13 protein-coding genes are annotated in these 22,675 nt (G+C 35.0%); 10 read left to right on the top strand and 3 right to left on the bottom strand.

Annotated features, from left to right (window positions below; all coding sequences use genetic code 11):
* Nucleotides 1–115 precede the first annotated feature (115 nt).
* The 8 genes from K8089_RS02040 to K8089_RS02005 all read left to right on the top strand — a co-directional run bounded on the left by K8089_RS02040 (nucleotide 116) and on the right by K8089_RS02005 (nucleotide 13,080).
* Nucleotides 116–1,765: a tetratricopeptide repeat protein gene (locus K8089_RS02040; protein ID WP_237601606.1), complete on the top strand. Its 1,650-nt coding sequence runs from the start codon at nucleotides 116–118 to the stop codon at nucleotides 1,763–1,765.
* Between the two features lie 374 nt (nucleotides 1,766–2,139).
* Nucleotides 2,140–2,352 (top strand): hypothetical protein, encoded by a 213-nt coding sequence (locus K8089_RS02035; RefSeq protein WP_237601605.1) that lies wholly within the window; start codon nucleotides 2,140–2,142, stop codon nucleotides 2,350–2,352.
* Nucleotides 2,353–2,904: 552 nt separating this feature from the next.
* Nucleotides 2,905–4,398: a T9SS type A sorting domain-containing protein gene (locus tag K8089_RS02030; protein ID WP_237601604.1), complete on the top strand. Its 1,494-nt coding sequence runs from the start codon at nucleotides 2,905–2,907 to the stop codon at nucleotides 4,396–4,398.
* 33 nt (nucleotides 4,399–4,431) lie between these two features.
* Nucleotides 4,432–7,743, top strand: coding sequence for a fibronectin type III domain-containing protein (locus K8089_RS02025; protein ID WP_237601603.1), 3,312 nt, complete (start codon nucleotides 4,432–4,434; stop codon nucleotides 7,741–7,743).
* Between the two features lie 348 nt (nucleotides 7,744–8,091).
* Nucleotides 8,092–10,512: a hypothetical protein gene (locus K8089_RS02020; RefSeq protein ID WP_237601602.1), complete on the top strand. Its 2,421-nt coding sequence runs from the start codon at nucleotides 8,092–8,094 to the stop codon at nucleotides 10,510–10,512.
* Between the two features lie 356 nt (nucleotides 10,513–10,868).
* Complete coding sequence (locus tag K8089_RS02015; RefSeq protein WP_237601601.1) at nucleotides 10,869–11,378, top strand: HigA family addiction module antitoxin; 510 nt, start codon at nucleotides 10,869–10,871, stop codon at nucleotides 11,376–11,378.
* 6 nt (nucleotides 11,379–11,384) lie between these two features.
* On the top strand, nucleotides 11,385–12,044 hold the full coding sequence (locus K8089_RS02010; RefSeq protein WP_237601600.1) for a nucleotidyl transferase AbiEii/AbiGii toxin family protein: 660 nt from the start codon (nucleotides 11,385–11,387) through the stop codon (nucleotides 12,042–12,044).
* 460 nt (nucleotides 12,045–12,504) lie between these two features.
* Nucleotides 12,505–13,080: a TlpA family protein disulfide reductase gene (locus K8089_RS02005; RefSeq protein WP_237601599.1), complete on the top strand. Its 576-nt coding sequence runs from the start codon at nucleotides 12,505–12,507 to the stop codon at nucleotides 13,078–13,080.
* Between the two features lie 284 nt (nucleotides 13,081–13,364).
* On the opposite strand, the gene K8089_RS02000 is transcribed toward K8089_RS02005, so the two are convergent.
* The gene (locus tag K8089_RS02000) at nucleotides 13,365–13,583 is read right to left on the bottom strand and encodes a hypothetical protein (RefSeq protein ID WP_237601598.1); all 219 of its coding nucleotides are present in this window, start codon (nucleotides 13,581–13,583) and stop codon (nucleotides 13,365–13,367) included.
* A 1,187-nt stretch (nucleotides 13,584–14,770) separates the two neighbouring features.
* Entirely contained in the window at nucleotides 14,771–15,118 is a 348-nt protein-coding gene (locus K8089_RS01995) for a hypothetical protein (protein ID WP_237601597.1), read from the bottom strand.
* A gap of 149 nt (nucleotides 15,119–15,267) precedes the next feature.
* On the opposite strand from K8089_RS01995, the gene K8089_RS01990 reads away from it, so the two are divergent.
* Nucleotides 15,268–15,843: a hypothetical protein gene (locus tag K8089_RS01990; protein ID WP_237601596.1), complete on the top strand. Its 576-nt coding sequence runs from the start codon at nucleotides 15,268–15,270 to the stop codon at nucleotides 15,841–15,843.
* A gap of 211 nt (nucleotides 15,844–16,054) precedes the next feature.
* The gene (locus K8089_RS01985; RefSeq protein WP_237601595.1) at nucleotides 16,055–16,945 is read left to right on the top strand and encodes an SIR2 family protein; all 891 of its coding nucleotides are present in this window, start codon (nucleotides 16,055–16,057) and stop codon (nucleotides 16,943–16,945) included.
* Between the two features lie 214 nt (nucleotides 16,946–17,159).
* Here K8089_RS01985 and K8089_RS01980 read toward each other — a convergent pair whose 3' ends face one another.
* A complete protein-coding gene (locus K8089_RS01980; protein ID WP_237601594.1) occupies nucleotides 17,160–22,364 on the bottom strand; it encodes an Ig-like domain-containing protein in 5,205 nt (1,734 codons plus the stop codon).
* Between the last annotated feature and the right edge of the window lie 311 nt (nucleotides 22,365–22,675).

Below are 22,675 nucleotides of genomic sequence, written 5' to 3'. Positions count from 1 at the left end.
TCTTAAATATTCATTAGTTTTGTATTTATACATTATCGCGTAACATATGTATGCTATAAACGTCTTAAATATAACATCTAATTTGTTTTCCCATTTAATTATTAAGAAAAGAAGAATGCGTTTCTATACCTTAGCGGTCCTATTGTTGTTAACCCTCGCTCCATTCCAAATATTCGCCCAAAACGAAACCCAATCAAGTGTTGTGGATCAAATTAACCTAGGGGTAAAATATTTATCGGAAAAAGAGCACGCTAAATCCATTGAAGAATTGATTGCTGCTAAAGAAGCATCGCTTCGAAATGAATGGTACACACAAGCTTTTAATGCAACCTTAAATATTGGTACAAATTATTGTTTAATGTTAGACTATGGAGAGGCTTTTCGGTATTATTTAAAAGCCTATGAAATTGCTATTAAACATCTTGGTAAGCGCCAGGAAATGTTTGTTGTAAACAATATAGGAATTTTATATATTGAGGAAAAGGATCTTCCCAAAGCTAAAGAATCGTTTATCAAGGCTTATGAAATTGCTAAAGACCTTGATGACAAAGAGATTATTGGTACCTATGGCATCAACTTAGCACTTGTGTTAAATAAAATGGGAGAATTAGATCAAGCCAAGAAATATATCGAAGAGGCATTACCCTTGTTAAAAATTAGATCCAACGTCCTTTTATTGGCAAAAATAGCAAAAGCGGAAAATCTACATTTGCGAGAACAATATGTTCAAGCCGAAAAACTAGCTTTAGAAATCTTACCCCAAATAAATAATCTGTCCCTAATTAATGAAGGTGTAACGGTTAATGATAAAATTACGCTGCTGCTATTGATATCGAAAATCTACGAAAAACAAAAGCAGTATAAAAAAGCCCAAAAATACGCTTTAATGGCCCGTGCGGCACAACCCAACATTGAGGAGCGAATAGCGTCTTACGGTAGCCTGGCAAATCTTTTTGCAGAAACAAACGAATTTTATAAAGCAATTGCCTATAAAGATTCGGTAATCATTGCTACAGATTCACTGTACTCCATTAAGAATACCGCCTTGTTTAAAAGTGAAAAAGTAAAATTCCAAATTCAAAATTACCAACACGAACTTTTAGAAAGCAAAAAAACATTAAAACGCGAAAAACAATTTTTTTATATTATTATTTTTGGAGTTGTACTTATTATGGGGTTTTTAATATGGGTGTACAAAAATAATTCCCTCAAACACAAACAACGAAAAAGAATTGTAGAATTAGAATTGGAAAAAGAAATAAGCGATCACTTATTAATTGAAGAACAGCACCGTGAAAAAGAAGCCTTAGTATTGTTAGAAAAAGAACGCTTAAAAAACGAACTGGATATAAAAAATAGAGAATTGACAGCTCGGGCCATGTATTTAGCTAGTAAAAATGAACTGATAGAGGAGGTTGTAGATTCTTTATCTGTAAACACCCAAATTGCAACCAACACTACTTTAAAAGGTCGAGTAAACGATTTAAAAAAACACCTCAAAAAAGATACGCAATGGGATAGCTTTTTTGTGCACTTTGAAGAGTTAAACCAAGGTTTTCTAGATAGTTTGAGAGCCAAACACCCCCAATTAACGCCAAACGACATTCGGTTTCTTGCATTCCTCTATATGAATTTAAGCTATAAGGAAATTGCATCACTACTCAACATTACCCAACAATCTTGCCGAAAGAGAAAGGAACGAATTTCAAAAAAGATGAATGTCCCTAAAAATATTCCCCTGCACGCATATCTCTCAGAAATTTAACGCAGTGTCCCATATTTTCCCTGTATTTGTCACGTTTTGTCTTCCTCCATTTTACTTAAAGAAATAAGCATCTAACTATTTTTGCCGAATCTTTTATTATAGAGATCTATGTTATCTTCAAACCAATTATTTAAAAATATCAATTCAAATATTATTCTCTCAGAATTCAGCAAATTCACTTCTAAGGATATGGAAGAATCTCACTACATAAAATAATGCTTTAGTAGATTACCTAAATATATTGCTTTATTATAAAAAGAACGAGATTTTCGTTTTTCAGCAGAATTTAGAACGAGAAAAACAAAGGTTAATACGTAAATAGTTTTGGAAAGTAACGCGCTAACGCAATAGAGTAAAACTTAAAATTTAGAAAAATGAAATGCTCTAAAAAATTAAAACAGATTTTAACAAGAATTCAAATAATTAGCGGCACTATTTGGGCTATGCTACTCATAATTTGTTATCAAGTTTTGGGTGAATCATTTAAAGAAATTAGTCTCATCCTTATAGCTGGTTATTTCATTGAATTTTTGTTTATTGGATTATCAAAAAGAAAATTAAATAAATCAGAAAGCGATAAATTATAAATAATGATAAGGTACGGTTAAAAACTCTAAACCGGATGATCGAAAGCATTTAATTTATTTTTCAAATAGTATCTACTGCCGATAATTTCCGCTTGTTAATTCAACAAATCATGAATTTTCCAGAGCTTATCAAATTTAACTAAATTAGGGATATGAAGAATCGCCTACTTGGCGATGACAGATTGTAGGTATAAAAGAACAGAGGTTTTTTTAGATAAAGAACAACATCGAAAGTAATTTTATTACTGCCTATATTCTATAGTGAAACAACCTCCTTGCTAAATATTACCTCTATTTTGCCGGAAATTGAAGGAAGCTAATTCCAAAGAATGTATATAGCTCAAATTTCTTCCTGTTTTATCATATATTGCTGCTTTACAGTACTCTGTCACATATTGTAATACCACATGTCACAAAATGTCTACGCACTTTTTTAGCGTTAAATCCTCCTTGTCGCTATTTTTATCGAATCTTTTAAAATAGAAAGCTACATAACCTGAAGCTTTCTTCTTTAAAACTAGAAAAAACATAACTAATTCTAAAATTTATCTAATGACAAAAATTAACATTACAAAATGCGTTGTTATCCTAGCATGTTTATTTGGGGTTACAACCGTAAAAGCACAATTTGACCAAACTGCGAAAATTGTTAGTGCAAACAGGGAAAGTCGGGCAGAATATGGTACCTCCGTCGATATTACTGAAAACTTTGCTGTTGTTGGAGCTTCAAGAGAAACTGTAGCTTCGGGGGCTGCCTATATTTATAGCAAAGACAATCAAGGAACATGGAGCTATTCGCAAAGATTGGCAGCTGATGATCCCAACCAAGGAGCAGAGTTTGGTGGCGGTGTAACATTTGCTGAAGATTACTTAGTAGTAGCCGCAGGTAGGGCAGATGTAGGTGGTACAACGAGAGCCGGAGCCTTATATGTTTACAATTACCAAAATAATAACTATGAGTTTAGTACAAAACTGATGGCTTCCGATATGACTAATGATGCAAAACTAGGCATGAACCCTACCTCTCTAGACGCTGATGGTAATACAATTGTTGTAGGGGCTCCAGGTGAAAACGGATGGGTCGGTTCGGTATATGTTTTTACTAGAGAAGCTGGAAATTGGTCAGAAGCTCAAAAAATTCTAAGTCCCACAGCACCAGCATCCGATACTTTTGGAATAGGTGTTTCGATATCTGGAGATTATTTGGTAATCGGAGCAAATGAAGCTGATGGGCGCAAAGGTGCCGCATATGTTTATTTGAAAAATAGTAACGGAACTTGGGAGTATAATCAAACGCTTATGGCGTCTGATGCAACCAACGATAGTTTTTTTGGCACCTCGGTGAGCCTGTCTGGAGATCAAATGGTAATCGGAGCCTATGGCTCAAATTTAGAGCAAGGTGCGGCTTATATATTTGAAAAGGACAATCAAGGAACTTGGGTAGAAGTGCAAAAACTAGTAGGTAATGCCTCAACTGAAGGTACTCAATTTGGTTGGAGCACAGATATTCAAAGAAATAATATTGTCGTGAGCGCACCACATGCCTATGGATTTGAAACCGGCGAGGTTTACTTCTATAAAAGAGAAAACTCAGGAACGTGGACCGAAGAGCAAGTAGTACTAGGCGCCGATTCTGAAGGCGAAGATTTTTACGGTTGGAGTATTGCAATACATGAAAACCAATTGATTGCAGGTGCGCCTTGGGAAGACCACGATGAAAATGGAGGAAATGAAATTGACCGTGCAGGATCGGCCTATATATTTAAAGACCCTAATCTTTTGGATATGCCTACCCATGATAATATTGAAAACAACATTGCTGTTTACCCTAATCCAGTAAGTGATGTGCTAAATATTAATAGCCAATCTATAGCTATTGATAATGTAAAAGTTTATTCAATAACTGGTGCACTTTTACAAGAAATGAAAAATGTAAACAAAAGCACTACTGGAGTAAATATTGCACACTACGCAAATGGAATTTATTTTGTAAATCTTACACTTGAAAATGGTTCAGAAGTAGTTCAGAAAATCATCAAAAACTAATTGAAGAAAACAGCAATTCGTAAAATTATTTAAATGAAAAAAATAACAGTTTTATTACTTGTTATGCTACTTGGCATAACAAGCTGGCAAACCTCTGCCCAATTTTTAGAAAGTTTTGATACAGAAATTCCACACAACTGGACGGTTATTGATAATGATGGACAAGGCGCAACTTGGCAGTATCACGCTGGTGATGCCTATCGTGGTCCTGGAGGAGTTCGTATTAACTTCGAAACAAATGCACACGACGATTATTTAATCTCTCCCCAATTTACAGTAAACCTAGGAGTTTCAGATCAGGTTTCATTTTATGCGGGCGGAACAGGACTAGCATTCCCAGAATCATTTGATGTAAAATTATCTACTACCGGTACCCGCCCTTCAGATTTTACGGTACTATTGGGCTCGGAAACGACAATTTCCGATGTGGATGATTTAGGTGAATATATAAACTATACATACAACTTAACTGCTTATAATGGACAGCCTGTTTACATTGCTATTGTAGCAACCGCTACTGCTGCTTTTCACCTTTATGTAGATGAATTTTCTGTCAATGCCTTACCAAGATGCCCCAAGCCTTCAAATTTAAACTATGAAAATCTAACGCCTACTTCCTTAGATCTCGACTGGAACCTAGGAGGATCGGAAAATGAATGGACGGTGAAATATGGCTTGAAAGGTTTCAATCCAGAAACTGAAGGTGAATTATTGGAGGTTACAGGAACCCCGAATACTACAATTAGCAATTTGCAACCGGGAACTGTTCTGGATATTTATGTGAAAGCACTATGCGGAAACGGCAATGGAGAAAGCGAATTTGCTGGCCCATTAAGATTTGTTACACCTTGCTTGCCTGCTACAATCCCCTTTTTCGAGGGTTTTGAAAATGGCTATACCCATAACAACAGTCTCGATGGATGTTGGACTCAGGAACTAGTGATGAATTCGTATTGGATCACCAACAACACCTTCACAGACCATGACAGAGCCCCACGCACTGGCGATTGGGATATATTCTTAGCTTATGGTAGCGAAGCTTGGATGTTTTATCCAGTAGAAGTTCAAGCTGGTACAAACTATACACTAACCTTTTATGCTAGACAAAGCAATTCGGAAGGAGCAAATGTTGCTGCAAGTTATGGAGTTTCAAACAGTTCTAGCGATATGATTCATGAAATAATCCCAACTACCGAAATAACGCAAGGAGATTACCAAGAGGTAAGCGGCACATTTACTCCTGCTACAACAGGAGTGTTTTATATCGGTATTCAGGGCCATGTAAATACTGGTTTTTTTCCTTTCTTTATGACCTTGGACGACCTTTCAATTACCGAAACGCAAGCTTGTGTAAAACCAACAAATTTACAGATTGACGCCACTACAGCTACCACAGCAGATATTAGCTGGACACCAATTGGAACCGAAACGGATTGGTTAGTGAAATACGGAGAGCCTGGTTTTAATCCTGAAATCGAAGGAGATTCCGCTCAAGTACGAGATAATCCAAACGCTTCAATAACCAATCTCACACCTGCCCATATATATAGTGTATATGTGCAAGCCCAATGTGGTGGCTCAGATGGAAACAGCTTTTTTACAGGGCCTATAACTCTTAAAACCCGCCCTGTTAATGACAATCTTTGTGATGCTACACGCTTAATAGTAGATGAACCTTGTATTGGTAGTAGCTTTACGAACGTGGGTGGCACCTTAGAAAATAATGAACCTCAAGGTTCATGTTTCGACGCCCCAGGAGACCAAACAGTATGGTTTAGCTTTGATGCTCCCCTTAGTGGTAATGTAACCGTTACTACAGATTTTGCTGGAGGTACGCTAGAAGATACCGAGTTAGCAGTGTATGAAGCTCCCACAGATTGTAGTAACCTCGCTACGTTAGGTCTAGAAATAGGTTGCGATGAAGACGGTGGAAGTTCAGGAACTGGCTTCCTTTCAGTAGTTAGCTTAACAAACCTAACCGCAGGCAATACGTATTTTGTTCAAGTAAATGGTTTCATAAGTTTTAACGATGGAACCCTAGAAGGTACATTCTGTATTGAAGTTCAAGACGATGGGCTAAGCTGTCCCGCACCCTCCAATGTCACCGTTGAAAATATTACAGTATCAACCGCCGATGTAATTTGGACTGTAGGAGACAGAGAAAACGAATGGGAAATTGTGTATGGAGAATCGGGTTTTGATCCCACTACTGGAGGAACCTCCGTTATCGATGACGATGGTATTTTAGGAGAAACACTTACAGATTTAAGCCCCGGGACAACCTACGATGTCTATGTTCGAGCCTTATGCGATGTAAATGATGTAAGCGAATTCAGCGATGCAGCTTCCTTCACTACACTTGTTTCACCTCCTGTTAATGATAACCTTTGCAATGCCATTCGCCTAATAGTAGACGAAGTTTGTACTGGAAATACATTTACAAACATAGCTGCAACAGTAGAACGTGATGAGCCCGAAGGCAGTTGTTTCCTCCAAATACCTACCAATACGGTTTGGTTTACTTTTGAAGCCCCCGGTAGCGGAAACGTAACAGTAACTACAAATATTTCTCTTAGTGACTTAGAAGATACACAAATGGCGGTATATGAAGCACCTTCAAATTGTGCTGATTTACTAACAATGGGAGCGGAAATTGGCTGTAATGACGATGTAGATTTTATTAACAATGAATTGTTGTCTACGGTTAACTTGACGGGGCTTACCGTAGGGGAAACTTATTACGTTCAAATAAATGGAAACTCCGGCAATGAAGGTAATTTCTGCATTGAAGTTCGCGATGATGGCATAGCTTGTCCAGAACCCACTGATATTACAGTAGCCAATATTACTTCTAATACTGCTGATGTAAGTTGGACAGCTAGAGGTAGTGAGACGGCATGGGAAATTAAATACGGACCATCAGGTTTTGACCCCAATATTACTGGCGTAAGTGTTGCTGATAATGATGGCATCCTCGGCGAAACATTAAGTAGCCTCGATCCGGATACGAATTATGATCTATATGTTCGTGCTGTATGCGGTACAGATAACGAAAGCGATTTCGCGGGTCCTGAATCCTTCAGTACGATTGAACTTTCTTTAGCCGATGAAAACTTCAGTAAATTCACTTTTTATCCGAATCCAGTAAAAAATCAATTGACCTTAAAAGCAAACAATCCAATAGAAAAGATACAAATCTATAATTTACTGGGTCAAAATATCTTTGAGGTTAAAGAAAACACACCGCAAATGCAATTGAACACAAGCAGTCTTCAACAAGGAGTGTATTTTATGAAGGTAACAATCAATGGTGGCGATAAAACCTTTAAAATAGTTAAAAAATAAACCCTAAGTTATATTTCTCAACATGGAATGAAGCCATTTATTTATAATACTTCTTTTAAGAGACTGTCCGTTAGGGCAGTCTTTTTTTTGAGGAGAGATAAATTTTCCATTATTAAATTTTTCAGAGATATGCTCTTAAACATATTATTAGAAAGCGAATTGCACACCTTTTTTGATTTCAATGTCGTCTGGAATAAATAAATTATTTCTCCGTTTTAAGAAAAGTATAATGGATTGATAATCAGTAAGAGGCCGAAGGGAAGGAAAAAAGGAGCTATATTTTATCAATTAAATTTTATATGTTGCATTAATTTTCAACTAAACTAACTTAAAATTTTCGCAGAATTTATGAAAAAAACATTACTTCTATTATTCGTTTTGGCCATTACGATCAACACAGATTTTTACGCGCAACTTCCGTTCAGCAAGTCAAAGGACGATATATTCGAAATTGAAAATATTGAAGAAGTTAGTGCAAAACATAAAAAAATTGCCGTGCTTCCTTTTAGAACACTTATTACATATCAACATCCAGAAATTAGAGTTGAGTCGCAATTAGAACAAGTAAATAACCAACAACGCCTTTCATATATGTGGCAAGTTGCTTTGCATGAAAGAATCACTAAACGTTCTAAAAAACTATCCGTAGAAATACAGGAGATTCAGGAAACGAATAAAATACTTTTAGATCACGATTATTTTAGAAATTTCAATAAATATTCCCCAATCGATTTATGCGAAATCTTGGACGTTGACGCCATTGTTTTTAGTACGTACGATTTATCGCTAAATAATGATGAAAGCACGCTTCTTGGTGCAGGTTTAACTGAACTTGCAGCCGCCGCCGCCGCTACAAGTAATATTCCAGGTGTATCCAACCTCAGTTCACAAATGATTAAGGATATGACCACTGATCCTGGAGGCTTTGTAAATAAGCTGAAAAGCGGAGATTTAAACGAACTTATCTCTATGACTGCTGGGGCAGTTGGTTTTGATCCAAAATTGGCAACCGTATTGGTTGCTAATAGTGGTACAGTAATTAAACTGGCAAAAGGAGAAACAGATAATTTACTACAAGATGTTTTAATAAATAACGCTTCTTTAATTGGCGATCAACTTGGCGGAAATGATGGGGAAATGGTTGCCAACCTAATTAAAAAGAATGCAACTACTATCCAAAATATTGTTGATGGAGAAGTTGAAAACTTATTTACAGATTTAGTATCAAACAACCTAAGTGCGATGGCGGGAGAATTTGGAGGTGCTGATGGTGTTTTAATTTCAAATATTATTTCAAATAATAGTAGCTTAATTAAAAATGTGGTTAATGGAGATACTTCCAATTTATTTCAACAAATTCTGGCCAATAATGCAAATCTAATTGGAGAAAAGATTGGTGGCAATAATGCTCAGTTGTACACCAACTTAATTATTAATAACCAAACCTTAATTAAGGATATTGCAAGTGGTAATACAACCGAATTACTTCAAAACCTACTCACTAACAATATGAATACCTTAGGAGAACAAATTGGTTCCGAAGAGGTTTCAAAATACGTGGGAATGATATCTGCAAACAAGGACCTTGTTAAAGGAATGATAGCAGGTGATATGACCCAGATAAAATCTAAACTTTTAGAACAAGGAACCGAGCTTTTGGGGGCGCAATTAAGTAATTCTGAAATTGGCGAGTTTTCCTCTATCCTTACTGGTAATAAAGAATTGGTGCAAAGTTTCGTTAATGGCGATACCTCGGGCATTGTAAATAATGCCCTTTCTCAGGCCCCAGATCTTTTAGGAGTAAACTTAGATATTGCTCAGATTCAGCAATTTTCAAATCTTGTTGGACAAAACAAAGACTTAGTAAGCAATTTAACTTCTGGCAATGTTAGCGATATAGTAGGTGGAACTTTAAGTAAAATTTCATCAGGAAAATTATCTTTAGAACAGTCTAATGAATTAGGACAAATACTTACAGCCAACCCAGAGATTTTAGGAATTATTAGCGCTGGCAACACAGCAAATTTAACTTCCAAAATTAAGCAGTTAATCCCAGAGGTGGACGCTAGTAGTATTTCAGAATACACCGAATTCCTTACAAGTAACAAAAATGAATTAACCCAACTATTTGAAGTTAATGTTGCTGAGGTAGAAAAAGTTAAGAATTTTATGAATCCTGAAATGATTACAAACTTAGCGCAAACGTATGGTGCAGATCAAAATTTTATGGGTGGCATGCTCAGTGGAGATAGCAATATTATGGTAGACCAACTTCTTAGAAGTGAAGAATTAAAAAGTTTAGGATTAGACGCGAGTGTAATGAATAATATGGCGGGAATCTTTTTAAAATCTAGAGGAGAAGCCGCCGAGATTCTAGCTTCAGGTGCGGTTGAATTTTATGCATTAACAGGGGAATTAACAACATCTAATTTTAGTATTGAAGTAGAAGAGGAAGGCAATTCTTCAAACAAGAATAAAAATGAAAAAATGGTTATAAAGAAGAAAAAATTCTTTAATAAAGTGACAGATTTTGCACTTACAAATGGAACAAATGCAGGTAAAACAAATGCATCTGAAAGAATTGGAAACTTCTTATCGGGCAGTAAAGGCGATATTGGTTCAACTTCATTTAGCATTTTTGATGGAGCTACTGGCGGCCTAACTTGGAATTATGTTGAAGTAGAAGAAAATACCAACGTTTATGATATTGAAAAATCATTAGATAGGTTTGCTCGCAAATTCACGAGAAAACTTCCTTATATGGATTAACTAGTCACTATCTTGCAAGATGTGTAAGTTTAAAATAACAGGGGTTAGACTTTTTTAATGTCTGCCCCTTTTTTATAGAGCGTCAAGAAGCGAAAACCTCCAAATTCATAAAAATAAAAAAGGAGCTTGTTACGACTCCTTTTTATAATTTAAAGAATCACATTCCTACTGCAACACCAACTTTTTTGGTGGTTGTTTCATTTACTGTTTTAAGTGCCACAAAATATACTCCAAAAGCATACCCGGAAACATTTATAGATATATTATCAGTAGTTCCTAACTGTTCTTTTTAATATATAGTAAACATTCTTGTTTACTAAATAGTTAATGGCTACTTTTGTATTTGAAAATAAACAATGTTACCTAAAATAGCTAAAATTAAAGGTTTACACCCAGGGCTTATATTAGAACGTGAGATAAAGCGTAAGAATATTAAAAGCTCTCAGCTGGCTTTGGCTCTAACTGAACACAAGCAAACCATCAGTGCCATTATAAATCAAAGAAGAGGTATCAATCCCGAACTGTCCATTAAATTGGGAGAATACTTCCGGACGGAAGATGATTACTTTATGATGTTGCAGGCAAGCTATGAAGTAAAAACTAAACTGGCGGAGAATAGTAAAGGAACACCAAACCTAAACAACATTAGAAAAGTATTGTTTTGGGATACCACTTTTGATAAAATAGATTGGCATAAAAACAAACGTGCCATTATAAAAAGAATACTGGAAAGAGGGAATGACATAGAAATCAATGAAATTATAGATTTCTATAGTAAAGCTACTGTATCTAATATAGCTAAGTCTATTAAGCACTCCCGTTTAGCTGCATTTCAAAAGAATGCAGAAGCCTATAATCTTATTTAATATTAAATGCCTTTACATTTAAATACCGTTTCCGATCTTCTTTGGGATTCCTTAATAACATTAATGGCTATTGAGGAATTTAATAGTTTTAGATTGGTAGGCGGTACATCACTAAGTTTACAGCAAGGTCACCGGGAATCGGTAGATATTGATTTATTCACCGATGCGGCATATGGTGGTATAGATTTCAATCGTTTAGAAGAAATTTTAAATGAAACTTTTCCATATGTAGATACATCTTCTGTTGGTGAAGTTGGTTTTGGTAGATCTTATTTTGTGGGAGAAGATGAGCATAATGCAGTTAAATTGGATATATATTATACGGAGCCTTTTGTTTTTCCTTTATTAGAGCAAGACAATATACGTTTGGCATCAAATGAGGAAATTGCTGCAATGAAGTTTGAAGTTATTTCAAATGGTGGTCGTAAAAAAGATTTTTGGGACATCCACGAACTTCTTGATGTGTTCACTTTAGAGGAAATGTTAGGGTTCTATGAGCAAAGAAATCCGTATGGTTCAACAAGACAAGAACTTCTAGAAGCCTGTTTAGACTTTTCAATGGCTGAAGACGATTTCACACCCAATTGTTATAGAAACAAAGTTTGGGAACTTATAAAAATTGATATCGAAGAGCAGGTACAAAATTTGTTGGATGTAGATAATTAATACAATAAAATCCCCCCTTTAATATCTTACACTTCTATTTACTGCTGCAATTGCAATGCCCTTCACGACCTTTTTTTTAAACAAACAAAAACATAGTATATTTGGTATTCTCCCTGGTTAAAACCTCACTCTTATGGTTTTCCGTACTGGGAGGGAAGCATTCTTTCTTTTTTCCTTGATGAAAAAAGAAATCGACTTTAGGAGATTCACGAGCTCCGCTTTATCAAATTTAATAGCAGCGAGCTAAACAAAAAAATCAAGGCTTACGAAAAGATTCCTGAAAATTTCTTTGTTTCCGGCGCTTGGATGGCTATAGACCTTAAAATGCAGGTTGTTGTGAGTAAATGAATAAGTGAATCTGTGAGGGGTGCTGTTCGGAGGTTAGATTGTTCCTTAAAAATCAAAATATCTAATATATTTGGGGAGACCTAAAAACCTCCCTTTACTTAAAAAAAAATTAATGAAGTATATTTTTAATTTTATGGCACTTGTTTTTATATGCCCAACAGCACTTGCACAAATCAATTATTGCGAGCTTGAGAAGAGCAAATCAGATAAAATATTCACGGTTGACAAAAACGATATAATCTGTTTGTCCCAAAATTCAGAAAAAGAAAAAACATTAGTTTACACCTTCGGAACCTGGTGTGCCCCTTGTTTAAAGCACTTGCCAAATGCTATTGAGCTGGCAAAAAACTACAATCTCGATTTTTATGTATTATTGGTTGACAAAGAGAATAGCGATAAAGAACTAGCTGCAATTCAATATTTGAATCAAGCTGAAGAAAATACAAATTTTAAAATTAAGGTGGTTAATCTTAAGGATACGAATGGCAAGCCCAACAAAAAGTATAAACAATTTTTGAATGAGATAACTCCATCTTCGTTTGAAAATATTAACGACATGTCAAAATATATAATATTGGATAAGCTGGGAAATGTATTAATGATTACCAATTGGAAAGACAATAAAGAAAATGATTGGGATGACGATTCCCAAATGATACAAAAAAGGATAGTTCCTGTTTTAAAATAGAAATAATAAAAGCATTACTCAACTATTGCTACTCTTTGACTTGCATTTATTAAGCTTTTTTATATCTGAAATGCAATTTGCCTAATTTCAAAAACACTCAAATCATTATATTTGGTATTCTCCCAGTTAAAATGCACGGTGTTATGGTTTTCCGTGATGAGTGGGTTTATGTTTGTCTACTTTTCGAACTATATTAAGGGATATTTTAATATGTTGTGCTTACCACTTGTATTGACAATTATTCTGTGATTGCTAGGGAGCTAGATAATATTTATATGGACTTATTACGGATGGTTAAATCCATGCTTATCCAATTCAAATAACAATTCGTTTATTAGATTGTTGTTGGCTATATCTTCCTCTTCCAATATTCCCAATAGTTGTTCATAGTGTATTGCCAGCATTCTTTTGATAGCGTTGTTATCATTCTCTAATCTTAACATTTCTTCTCTCAATTCTGCAATTGTTTGATTGGCTTGGTGAAGTTCTTTTTCGGTATCCATAGTTCTAATTTTTATGCAAAGCTACATCCCAATCTCCACATCACAAATAATCTAAAGTCTATCTTGATTTATGTTATATAATGCATTTATAAAACTGTAATTTTTTTAGAAATACCCTTTTTGCATATTGCAATACACAAATCTCATATGTGTCCTTTTTCCTTTCAGAATATATTGTTAGGGGAGCAGGGGGGTAGGATGGAACTAGCTGTAAAAAGGTATGATATTCAGACTTTTAGCTATAATGCAATTTTGGTTTTTTTGGAAATGTTGTTCTAACTTTGGATTGGTTTGAATACCAATTTAGGTCATTGTCCTTTTTTGGGATTTGGGCAATCCGTAGGTTTGGAAATCCAACATTACCTGCTTTCGGGGTCGAAATGGAATATAGATTTTACCTTCGTCGGGTGTTGGGCAGATTTGTAATAGAAATGAGGATATTTTGTTTATATGGTAGGACTAAAAAAATGTATCACAGGATTTGCGAGACTGGTTTTTATGTTTGGAGATTAATTATAAAATGATTTTAAGATGTGGTTTAAGAATATATCATATTATGGATTGCTGTTGGTTGGGGTTCCAGCAATAGTATTCTTTCTCATAGTGGTTTTCTTTTCATGTATAAAGGACAAAAAAAGAAAGGCCGTAACGGACGACTTGGTTAGATTGATTAATGCGTTCAAGGGAAAATAATAGCTTCCCCAAAATGTGTTGCATTAGCTCAATATTTTCTGTTGGCCGTACGCGTTTTAAGCTTGCCCAGCGCACGATATATTATATTGAATATTCCTTGCTTGGAAAAGCTCATTTCAATCCCCAAATCCTTTAATCTGGTTTGACAGTGCCCCTCTCATCTTATAGCTTGTCATTTAACAATCCCACTGGCGCGCTTTTAGAAACCGTTCCTAATTATCGATGCGATAATGCCCTTCGCTGACTATTTGAAACCGAAAATCGTTATTTTTGGTATTCTCCGCAGTTAAAAAATCCACTTTTATGGTTTTTCGTAATTTTTTTTGGGGGTGATTTTGCCTTATATTTAGAACCTATACAAATACAAAGAAAATTTTTAATAAACTTGGAATTGCCAAACCTCTGAAAGCGGAAAACCACAATAAAGATGAAAGTAATAAATAAGTAAGGAGAAATGCCCCAAAATCCCAATAAGGTAGAGAACGTCAGAAATATTATTTAAGCCATCTGTAACTTCTAGCAAAGTCATCTCTAGTTTCAAAATTTCTAGCATCATCGTCGAGCACTTTTTTAGCTATCCAACCCGCATCCTTTCCTGCATCCGTAATGGCATCGTCATCTGACTTTCCTTTATTTTTGTGTTTATTAAACAACACTATGAGTGGTGTGTTGGTCCAATCAAAATTTTCTCCGCCTAATAAATCTCTTATTGCGAACCACTCATCAGATCTGTTTTTACACCAACAATAAATCCCGCCCTGTAAAAAATCATAAATTCTTTGTTTTTGTTGTGGTGTAATACCTTTTACTTCTCTAATTTCCGAAGGTGGAATAATGCTCATAATTTGAATATTTAAGTAAATATAATCAACATAATTCTCATAATGGATGGGATTGCATTTGTTTAACATTTGTAGGAAATTCTAAATAATTTATCTTTAATGTGCATAATAAAAATGACTATTTTAAAATAACGTTATATCTTAAAGCAATGATAGGATATTTTATTTCGGGAATAATTTTCTTGGCAGGTTTGATTTATTTTATATATCCTAGATATGAAATGTATTTTAAAATACGCCCAAAATTAGTGGTTGAAATTGAGCCTGACACAGGGATAACGAAAACACAAGATTTTATTGGTTACTCGACAAAAAATAAACCCATATCTGATGGGCCTGATGAAATGTGGTATTTATATAAATTTGAATGGCGATTTGTACTAATTGTGCGTAATAATTCTGAAGTTAATGCATATGAAGTCAAATTATTGCAGCATCAATCCAAGCCTCAAATTGAATTCGACAATGACATTAACATGCAAAAGGCTCTAAAATCGCACGAAGAAATTAAGCTTCCATTTCGAGTTCATAGATATGTTGAATGCCAAGGCAAAGATCGAGAAGAAAATTTTAGAAAGGTTCCGGATATATTAACGGATTTGATGATAGTATTTCAATATAAGAATCCCAGGGGGAATACTTTTCAATCAAGATATTATTTTAACACTGATAAGACCCAGTATGAAAAAATACCAAAAAAAGAGTTGGAAAATTATTGGCACTAGGTTAAATATGTTTTCTTTCTTACATTTATTTGAGCTACCAAAGCAATTATATTTGGTATTTTCCCCAGTTAAATAAGAATCCTTTATGGTATTCCCTAATAGTGGGGTGCATTGGTTTCCTGCTTAAAAAATCAAATATATTAATTAGTAATAGAATTTAGAAAATAGCAAGTTTTATAAAGGTTATTTGATATTTGAAGAAATATAGAATATGAATGAAAAAGCGCTCTTAATTGGCAATGACATTAATAATGCGACCGAATCCTATTCATGGTCAGATTTAATAAATGGATTGCTTGAATACTCAAAAATCGATCGAAAATTAAATCAAGTCAATAAACCATTTCCAATGCTCTATGAAGAAATATACTTGAATTCTGCAAGAGCCCACCACACACCCGAAAGCCGCCTTAAAAAATATATCGCTTCTCAAACTCGGAAAATGAGTCCTAATAAATTACACAAAGCAATTTTAGATTTAGGGATCGAAAACATTCTTACAACTAATTATGATTTATCATTTGAAAAAGTAGCAGGGCTTGAATCCCATAACTGTCGAAATAAAGGATTTATAAAAGAGAGTTTATATAATATATTTCGTTTTCATCAAACTCAAAATCATAAAATTTGGCACATTCACGGAAGTCAAACCGTCCCGAAAACTATTACATTAGGCTATGAGCATTACAGCGGATTTTTGCAACAAATGCGAAATTATGTAGCAACTGGCACAAAAGGTAATTATACAAAAAAAGATTTTCTTCCCCTCGCCAAGAGAATTAAAAACAATGATGTAAACTACGAAAGTTGGATAGATTTATTTTTCACTCACGATATTTATATTTTTGGTCTAAATCTTGATTTTGTAGAAATGCATCTATGGTGGCTTATTACCTACAGAGCAAGAGTGATGGTTGAGAACAGATTTCCAATATCAAATGAAATATTTTATTTCTACCCGAAAAAATATGAACATAATTCAAGGCATAAGCTAGAAATGTTTAATATAAACGGTGTATCAACCATTTCTGAAAAATTAAATGGAAATAATAGAATCCAATATTATGAACGAATTATAAAAAGAATAGAAAACGGGATTTAGAATCTTATAACCATTTCACCACTTTAGAAATTAATTAGTGAGCCATGTATATCCTAATGACTAAAGAAAAATTCAATATTTATTTTTCACCCAGATCAATATTTGAAATTCTAACGAATAAAATAAATGTTGCTTCTGTTTTCAATAAAAATTCTTTAGAGAATACTCTTTGGTCAATCAAATAGCTAATAGTCAATTCTAATACTGGTTAATTTCAAATTTGAATCCAGTCATCTTCATTAAAAATCGTCAATATATTCTCTTCCTTACTTAGCATTCCTGCGGTGTTTTCTGCAACTACTTTAAAATGATGGTACTTTTTCTGACCCGCTTCGCTCAAAACAAGTGTATCATTTTGCAATTCGGTATCGTTTAATGAAACCTGTATATCATTTTCATTTGTCTGAAATTGATATATTTTATACCAATTACCCTGATTGTTCATCTTATAAATGTGATATTTTACTTTATATGCCGTCTTGGTCCATTTTAAGGTTACCGAGTGAATCTCATCATTTGAATCCGGTGCAGATGATAAAAACTTCAAGATAGGAGAGGGCGGTGCTGAAACTTCCACTATTAAACTTGCGACAATCTTTGAAGGTTGGGAGGGAGCATACTCTGTTATAATGTTGCCATCCACATCAGCGTATTCTACTTCTCTTGAAACTGTAACTCTATAAAATAATGGATCGCCATAAGGTACTTCCAATAGATCATTAAAGTCATCCTTAACTATATAAACAGGTTCTTCAATTTGATTTTCCGTCACTAAATCTATTATATTGACTAATTCCATGTTTCGTATTGACTGAGCCTCCAATTTACTATACCCTCGGTAAATTGTGAGCTTTCTAATCTTCTGTACTTCTGGGTAGGCATTAATTTCTAACCGGATTTCTGGTGAAGTACCCAAAATTGCATTTTCTAAGACCGGGATTATTCTTTTTATAGCTGGGGCTTCTGGCGCATTGGTATTTACCAATTTAATGGGGCCTAGAAATGGGCTAAAATCACTCATTTTCATTTTGGTGCCTAATTCCCTCGCACCGTAAAAATATAGATTGTTCGAAGTCCCATCCAGATTAAAATCCGTAAACAAAGTTTGATTTGGATTGTCATTAATGATTTTCATCATCGGAGCCATATCAAATTCCGTTTCCACAGGAGGTGAAATTTTTGGATCTACTGGTGGTATTACATACCCGTTGCTATCCTTAACAACCTGCTTTTTATTAATCGGTTGATATTTTGGTCCGTTGAGGTATTGGTACAATATAGGAAGTTCTGTCAGTGGTACAAATGCACTGTATATGGCACCCCTGAAAAATTCAAAAATCTTTGGATTATTTACAGCCAAAGAACCGGGGGGATCGGTAATTGGGCTTTGGTCCAAGTCAGTTAATATTTTATTTGCCCAATCAAAGAATGCCTGTTTATCAGGGTTGGGAAATTTATACCCATCTGTAGGGGGAAACTCTTGAAATCCTGATGATTGTAAAGCATTGAAATCAATAAAATTTGCCCAACGATCTGTAAGCCATTCCTCATCGTTTCCTCCTAAAGATTTAAGAGCTGTACGTATTTGTAAAATAGTTGATTTTTCATAGATTGCATTGAGCAGTGCCTCATCGTTGGAACGATAAAAGAGCACACCATGGGGTTGGTGGGTGTATTCAGTTTCAAAGGTATAGGTGGATCTTCCAAAAAAATCAGGTCGTGTAGCATATAAGGGTCCTTGAGGCTGTAACGGAGGTTCGGCTGAAATTATTTCCTGTGCAAACATTACAGCTGGGGCGCTAATTTTGGAGATATAATTATCATCTATATCTACACTCCGGAAACCAAAGATGGAATAACGCATTCCCTCACCTAAATCTGGCAATAAATCATCCTCGGTTAGACCATATTCCCTATTTTTATATAGATACACTTTGTAGCCCGGATAAAAGTTTACATTAATATTGCTGCCGGTGGGAAGTAAATCATAATTTGGGTCGGTTGCGTCAAATGTGGTATCCTCAATTATCAAGATTAGATTTTGGAAGGGTAGGGGATCACCCGGACGAACAATATTTTCGATTTTAAGCACAGGAAAGACCTTTCTTCTTTTTACAGCTACTCCTCCTTGTATGGAATTTTCAGTAAAGACCCTAACCACGCCTTGAGAGAACCCAACGGAAGGCCCGTCTTCAGCATACTGTATATGTTCATTTAGTGTAAAGCCTGTAAACTCGATCTTATAGAGACCTGTTGGTGATTGTACTATATTCCCATCGATATCAATATTGTCTATTTTCGAATTATGGAAAATACCTCTTGATTTTTCTAAATATCTCTCAATATTTCCATCATCCTCAGCGATTTCAAGTACCTCCCGATGAATATTCCAACCAATACCAATTTCAATATTATAATCTAATGGATTGGGAATTCCCCAACTATCTAAATTTTGCATATTTTCTATCGCCATAAAATAACCGTCACCTGTAATAGTAGGGGGTATAAGTTCCGTTCCCGTTTGTATTTCTGGGAAATCTCCATTCGTTATTGGTAAGTCAATAGTGTAACCTTCCTCATTGGTTGGCCCATTACCTCCAGTAATTGAATCACTTATCTGTTTCTTATAAACTGTAATAATTGGTCCACTTATCCCTGTCGATATTTCATGAATTATAAATTTTTCATTTCCAAGGACGATAACACCACCAATAAAATTTGACTCACTTCCTGATGGTATAATGGGAATAATTGTTTCTCCAGTGCTGGCAATATAATATTCGCCAGTGGTTAATACGGATAGTATTTCATAAGTAGGGTGATCCTCAACAGAAAGAATCTTACCGCGAATGTTTTGAGGTATTTGATCCCTAAATAAAATCTCCACTTTATCAGCGAAAATTTCATCATTATCATCATATATTGTGGTTGTATCTGTAATTAGATCAGTATTTGATAAGGAAGAATTTAATGGAACCTTATAGCTTTTCAACTCATTAAAGTGGTGGTAATTGAAAAAAAGCCGTATCAAAGTTTTATCTTCATCCGTAATAGCCTCCAATCTATCCTGTTCCGTTCTTGAAGTCAAAAACAGCGGGCTTTCGGACCTGATTAATAAACTTTGTGTATTTACAGGCGCCTTTAAAGGATTTGTAGGGGTTAATAAGGTATTTATTGAAATTTGAGTCGGACGGGCTGAGGCGCGGGAAAACCAATTAATACCATATGAACTATAGGTATGAAGCCCATTTGAAGTTTGACGATGAACATAAAAAGGTTGCGGTGGATCCGGTATGAGAATAAAACGGGTCTCAAAATGGGGAGTGCCAGAAGAAACCACATTATAATATTCAGGATCATTTGACAGTTCAGGCTTGTCCCAATCCGATATACCTATCCTATGTTCTAAACCACCATAGACTGGAGTAGTAACAGTGCTTAAACTCAATTCATCCAATGAATTTAAAAAAGGAGGGTTTATTTCATCAGATGGTAAATCTTGGGAATATATACTTATATACCTCGAAAGGCCATCGTGGGTATAACCATCAACATCTGTCAATGGTGAAAGTTCACCACCCATCCCTCCTAAAAATACACCAGGAGTGATATGGGATAGGTTCAAAGGAATGGGCAACCTAGTATCAGTATTTGTTGTAGGCAAACTCATAAATAAATGATGGACATTCCTTGCTCCAAGACCATCTTCTAAATCAGCTGTGGTATAGTATTCTGCCACATACAAATAATTTGGCTTGGGATCCATATAAATTATTTGGGTTTCTTTTTCTCCATTTTTAATTTCCACTTTCAAAGGACTGTCAATATCTAAGATACCCAAGCCAAGTAACCTTGCTACGTGGTAGTCATTTGCCGCTAGATTTAATAAATCAAGGTTTGAAATAGAAACGTAATCATTGGGATCATTTGGATCATTCGCAAGAGGGACTTCTTCGATTGCTGTAGGATTAGTTGAACTATTGCTTAGATTTATATAGTTGGTAACGATTTGTTTAATGTTTCGATCTCCCGTGTCGGGTGTCCCGCTCCATTTATCATGATAATTATTAATGTTTACAAAAGCATCATCATTAAAACGTTGCCAAATCCCATGAACATCACCAGCAGTGGGCTCCAATTGAGACAGCGCCGTTGGATCATTTAACGTCAGTGCAAAATCACCAATAGTTTCCCAGCCAGTAGTTGCATTTATTTCAGTTATGGTATCTAAATAGAATTCGAAGTCTAAGGAAGCAAGATTTATATTATCCCTTCTCCATCTTACGGACCTTCCATTTTCACATACTAGTTTTATTGCTGCATTTAATGCAGTGCCTTCAACAATTCTTCTATTTGAAATAATTTTATTACTGGTAATAGTATTCTTTTCAACACTAAGGGTCTCAACCTTAAAAGATCCTCCAGTACTTCCACCTATTGAAGAAGCAGAAAAATTACAGGTTACTGTAAAAAATAATTCCTTGATATTCTCTATTTCAACCAATTCATTTCCATAAGCATTTAAAAACTGGTAGGGCTGACTTAGCGGATTGAAATTATTTTTTACAAAGTTATATTTGGTGGTATTTCCAAAACGGATATAAAACTCCTTTCCTGAAATCCGATATATCCACAAATAATTTGAATGATCAACCACTGCTGGCAATGCTTGGGCAAAATTTAATCGGATTGTTTTTTTCTTATAACCCGCTCTATAAATTGTTACAAAATCTTGTGGTTTATTAAAGTTTGCTGTGCCAACTGCATTATTTCCTTTTGGTAAATGTTTTTCCCCTAAAGCACCTCTAAAAGCCCAGCGGAGATGTCTCCCCTTTGTACTTTCCGTTCCATCAGAACCCGCTGCCTGCAGATAAATATTAGGCGATTGTATAACGGTATCTTCATTAATAGTAATTATTTCTCCGTCATCAACAAATTCAACTGTTGCAGAATCAGTGCCTTGTCCTACTATCCCAACAATAGTAAAGGTTAAAATTGCTGTTTCCTCTACATTTGAAGAACGCAAACTTCTTGTATAAACCCCAGAACCATTATTGGCTACACCAGGCCCTAATAAAGTTCCTTTAGTTGTATGTATCACCACGGTATATGCAGTACTAGGAATAATTGGATCACCATTGGAATCCCTTAGTGTAACTGTAATTAAAGATTGCGAACTACCATTGGCGGGAATTGATGTAGGATTTGCTTCAATGGTGCTTTCACTAAGACTAGGTAGGGGATTTGTTGGGCCGCAAATAATTTCTTTAGATAAATTAATATCCGAAATAGCAACTTGGCTATTACCAGATATTTCAGAAAAAGAAAGAAGTGAGGGATTAGAATTGTTAATAAAAGTTAGTCCTGTTTGAACTTGAAAGGAAGGTGGGCCTGTATTTATCGTTTTACAGGATTCCAATTCTAAATTGGTCGCATATCGTAATTTTCTGGTAGAAGTAGAGGCTCCAAATCCCAAGGCTGCAATGGAAGATAAATCTGCAATGACATTCCAAAGTTCAATATTCTTACAGTATATTAAATTTAATGAATCTGAAAGCTTTATTAATCCAAGTGCAGGGTTTGAATAATAAACATTGCTTCCCTGAATAAAAACCCCGAAGAAAGTATTAGTGAGAACGGCAGTTTGTCTAATAACCCGCTCGTGTTTTTATAGTTTTTACTAAATTACATTTTTTTGGTTTAGTACATTAGTTGAAGTTGTTTTTTCGT

The sequence above is a fragment of the Aequorivita vitellina genome (assembly GCF_022008365.1).
GTDB lineage: Bacteria > Bacteroidota > Bacteroidia > Flavobacteriales > Flavobacteriaceae > Aequorivita > Aequorivita vitellina.
Note: the sequence above shows the minus strand (reverse complement) of the source record. Positions and strands in the feature narration are given on the sequence as shown.

Bases quoted from the DNA above. Each gene is read 5' to 3' on its own strand.
- K8089_RS02040 (WP_237601606.1), top strand. From the start codon at position 116: ATGCGTTTCTATACCTTAGCGGTCCTATTGTTGTTAACCCTCGCTCCA.
- K8089_RS02035 (WP_237601605.1), top strand. From the start codon at position 2,140: ATGAAATGCTCTAAAAAATTAAAACAGATTTTAACAAGAATTCAAATA.
- K8089_RS02030 (WP_237601604.1), top strand. From the start codon at position 2,905: ATGACAAAAATTAACATTACAAAATGCGTTGTTATCCTAGCATGTTTA.
- K8089_RS02025 (WP_237601603.1), top strand. From the start codon at position 4,432: ATGAAAAAAATAACAGTTTTATTACTTGTTATGCTACTTGGCATAACA.
- K8089_RS02020 (WP_237601602.1), top strand. From the start codon at position 8,092: ATGAAAAAAACATTACTTCTATTATTCGTTTTGGCCATTACGATCAAC.
- K8089_RS02015 (WP_237601601.1), top strand. From the start codon at position 10,869: ATGTTACCTAAAATAGCTAAAATTAAAGGTTTACACCCAGGGCTTATA.
- K8089_RS02010 (WP_237601600.1), top strand. From the start codon at position 11,385: ATGCCTTTACATTTAAATACCGTTTCCGATCTTCTTTGGGATTCCTTA.
- K8089_RS02005 (WP_237601599.1), top strand. From the start codon at position 12,505: ATGAAGTATATTTTTAATTTTATGGCACTTGTTTTTATATGCCCAACA.
- K8089_RS02000 (WP_237601598.1), bottom strand. From the start codon at position 13,583: ATGGATACCGAAAAAGAACTTCACCAAGCCAATCAAACAATTGCAGAA.
- K8089_RS01995 (WP_237601597.1), bottom strand. From the start codon at position 15,118: ATGAGCATTATTCCACCTTCGGAAATTAGAGAAGTAAAAGGTATTACA.
- K8089_RS01990 (WP_237601596.1), top strand. From the start codon at position 15,268: ATGATAGGATATTTTATTTCGGGAATAATTTTCTTGGCAGGTTTGATT.
- K8089_RS01985 (WP_237601595.1), top strand. From the start codon at position 16,055: ATGAATGAAAAAGCGCTCTTAATTGGCAATGACATTAATAATGCGACC.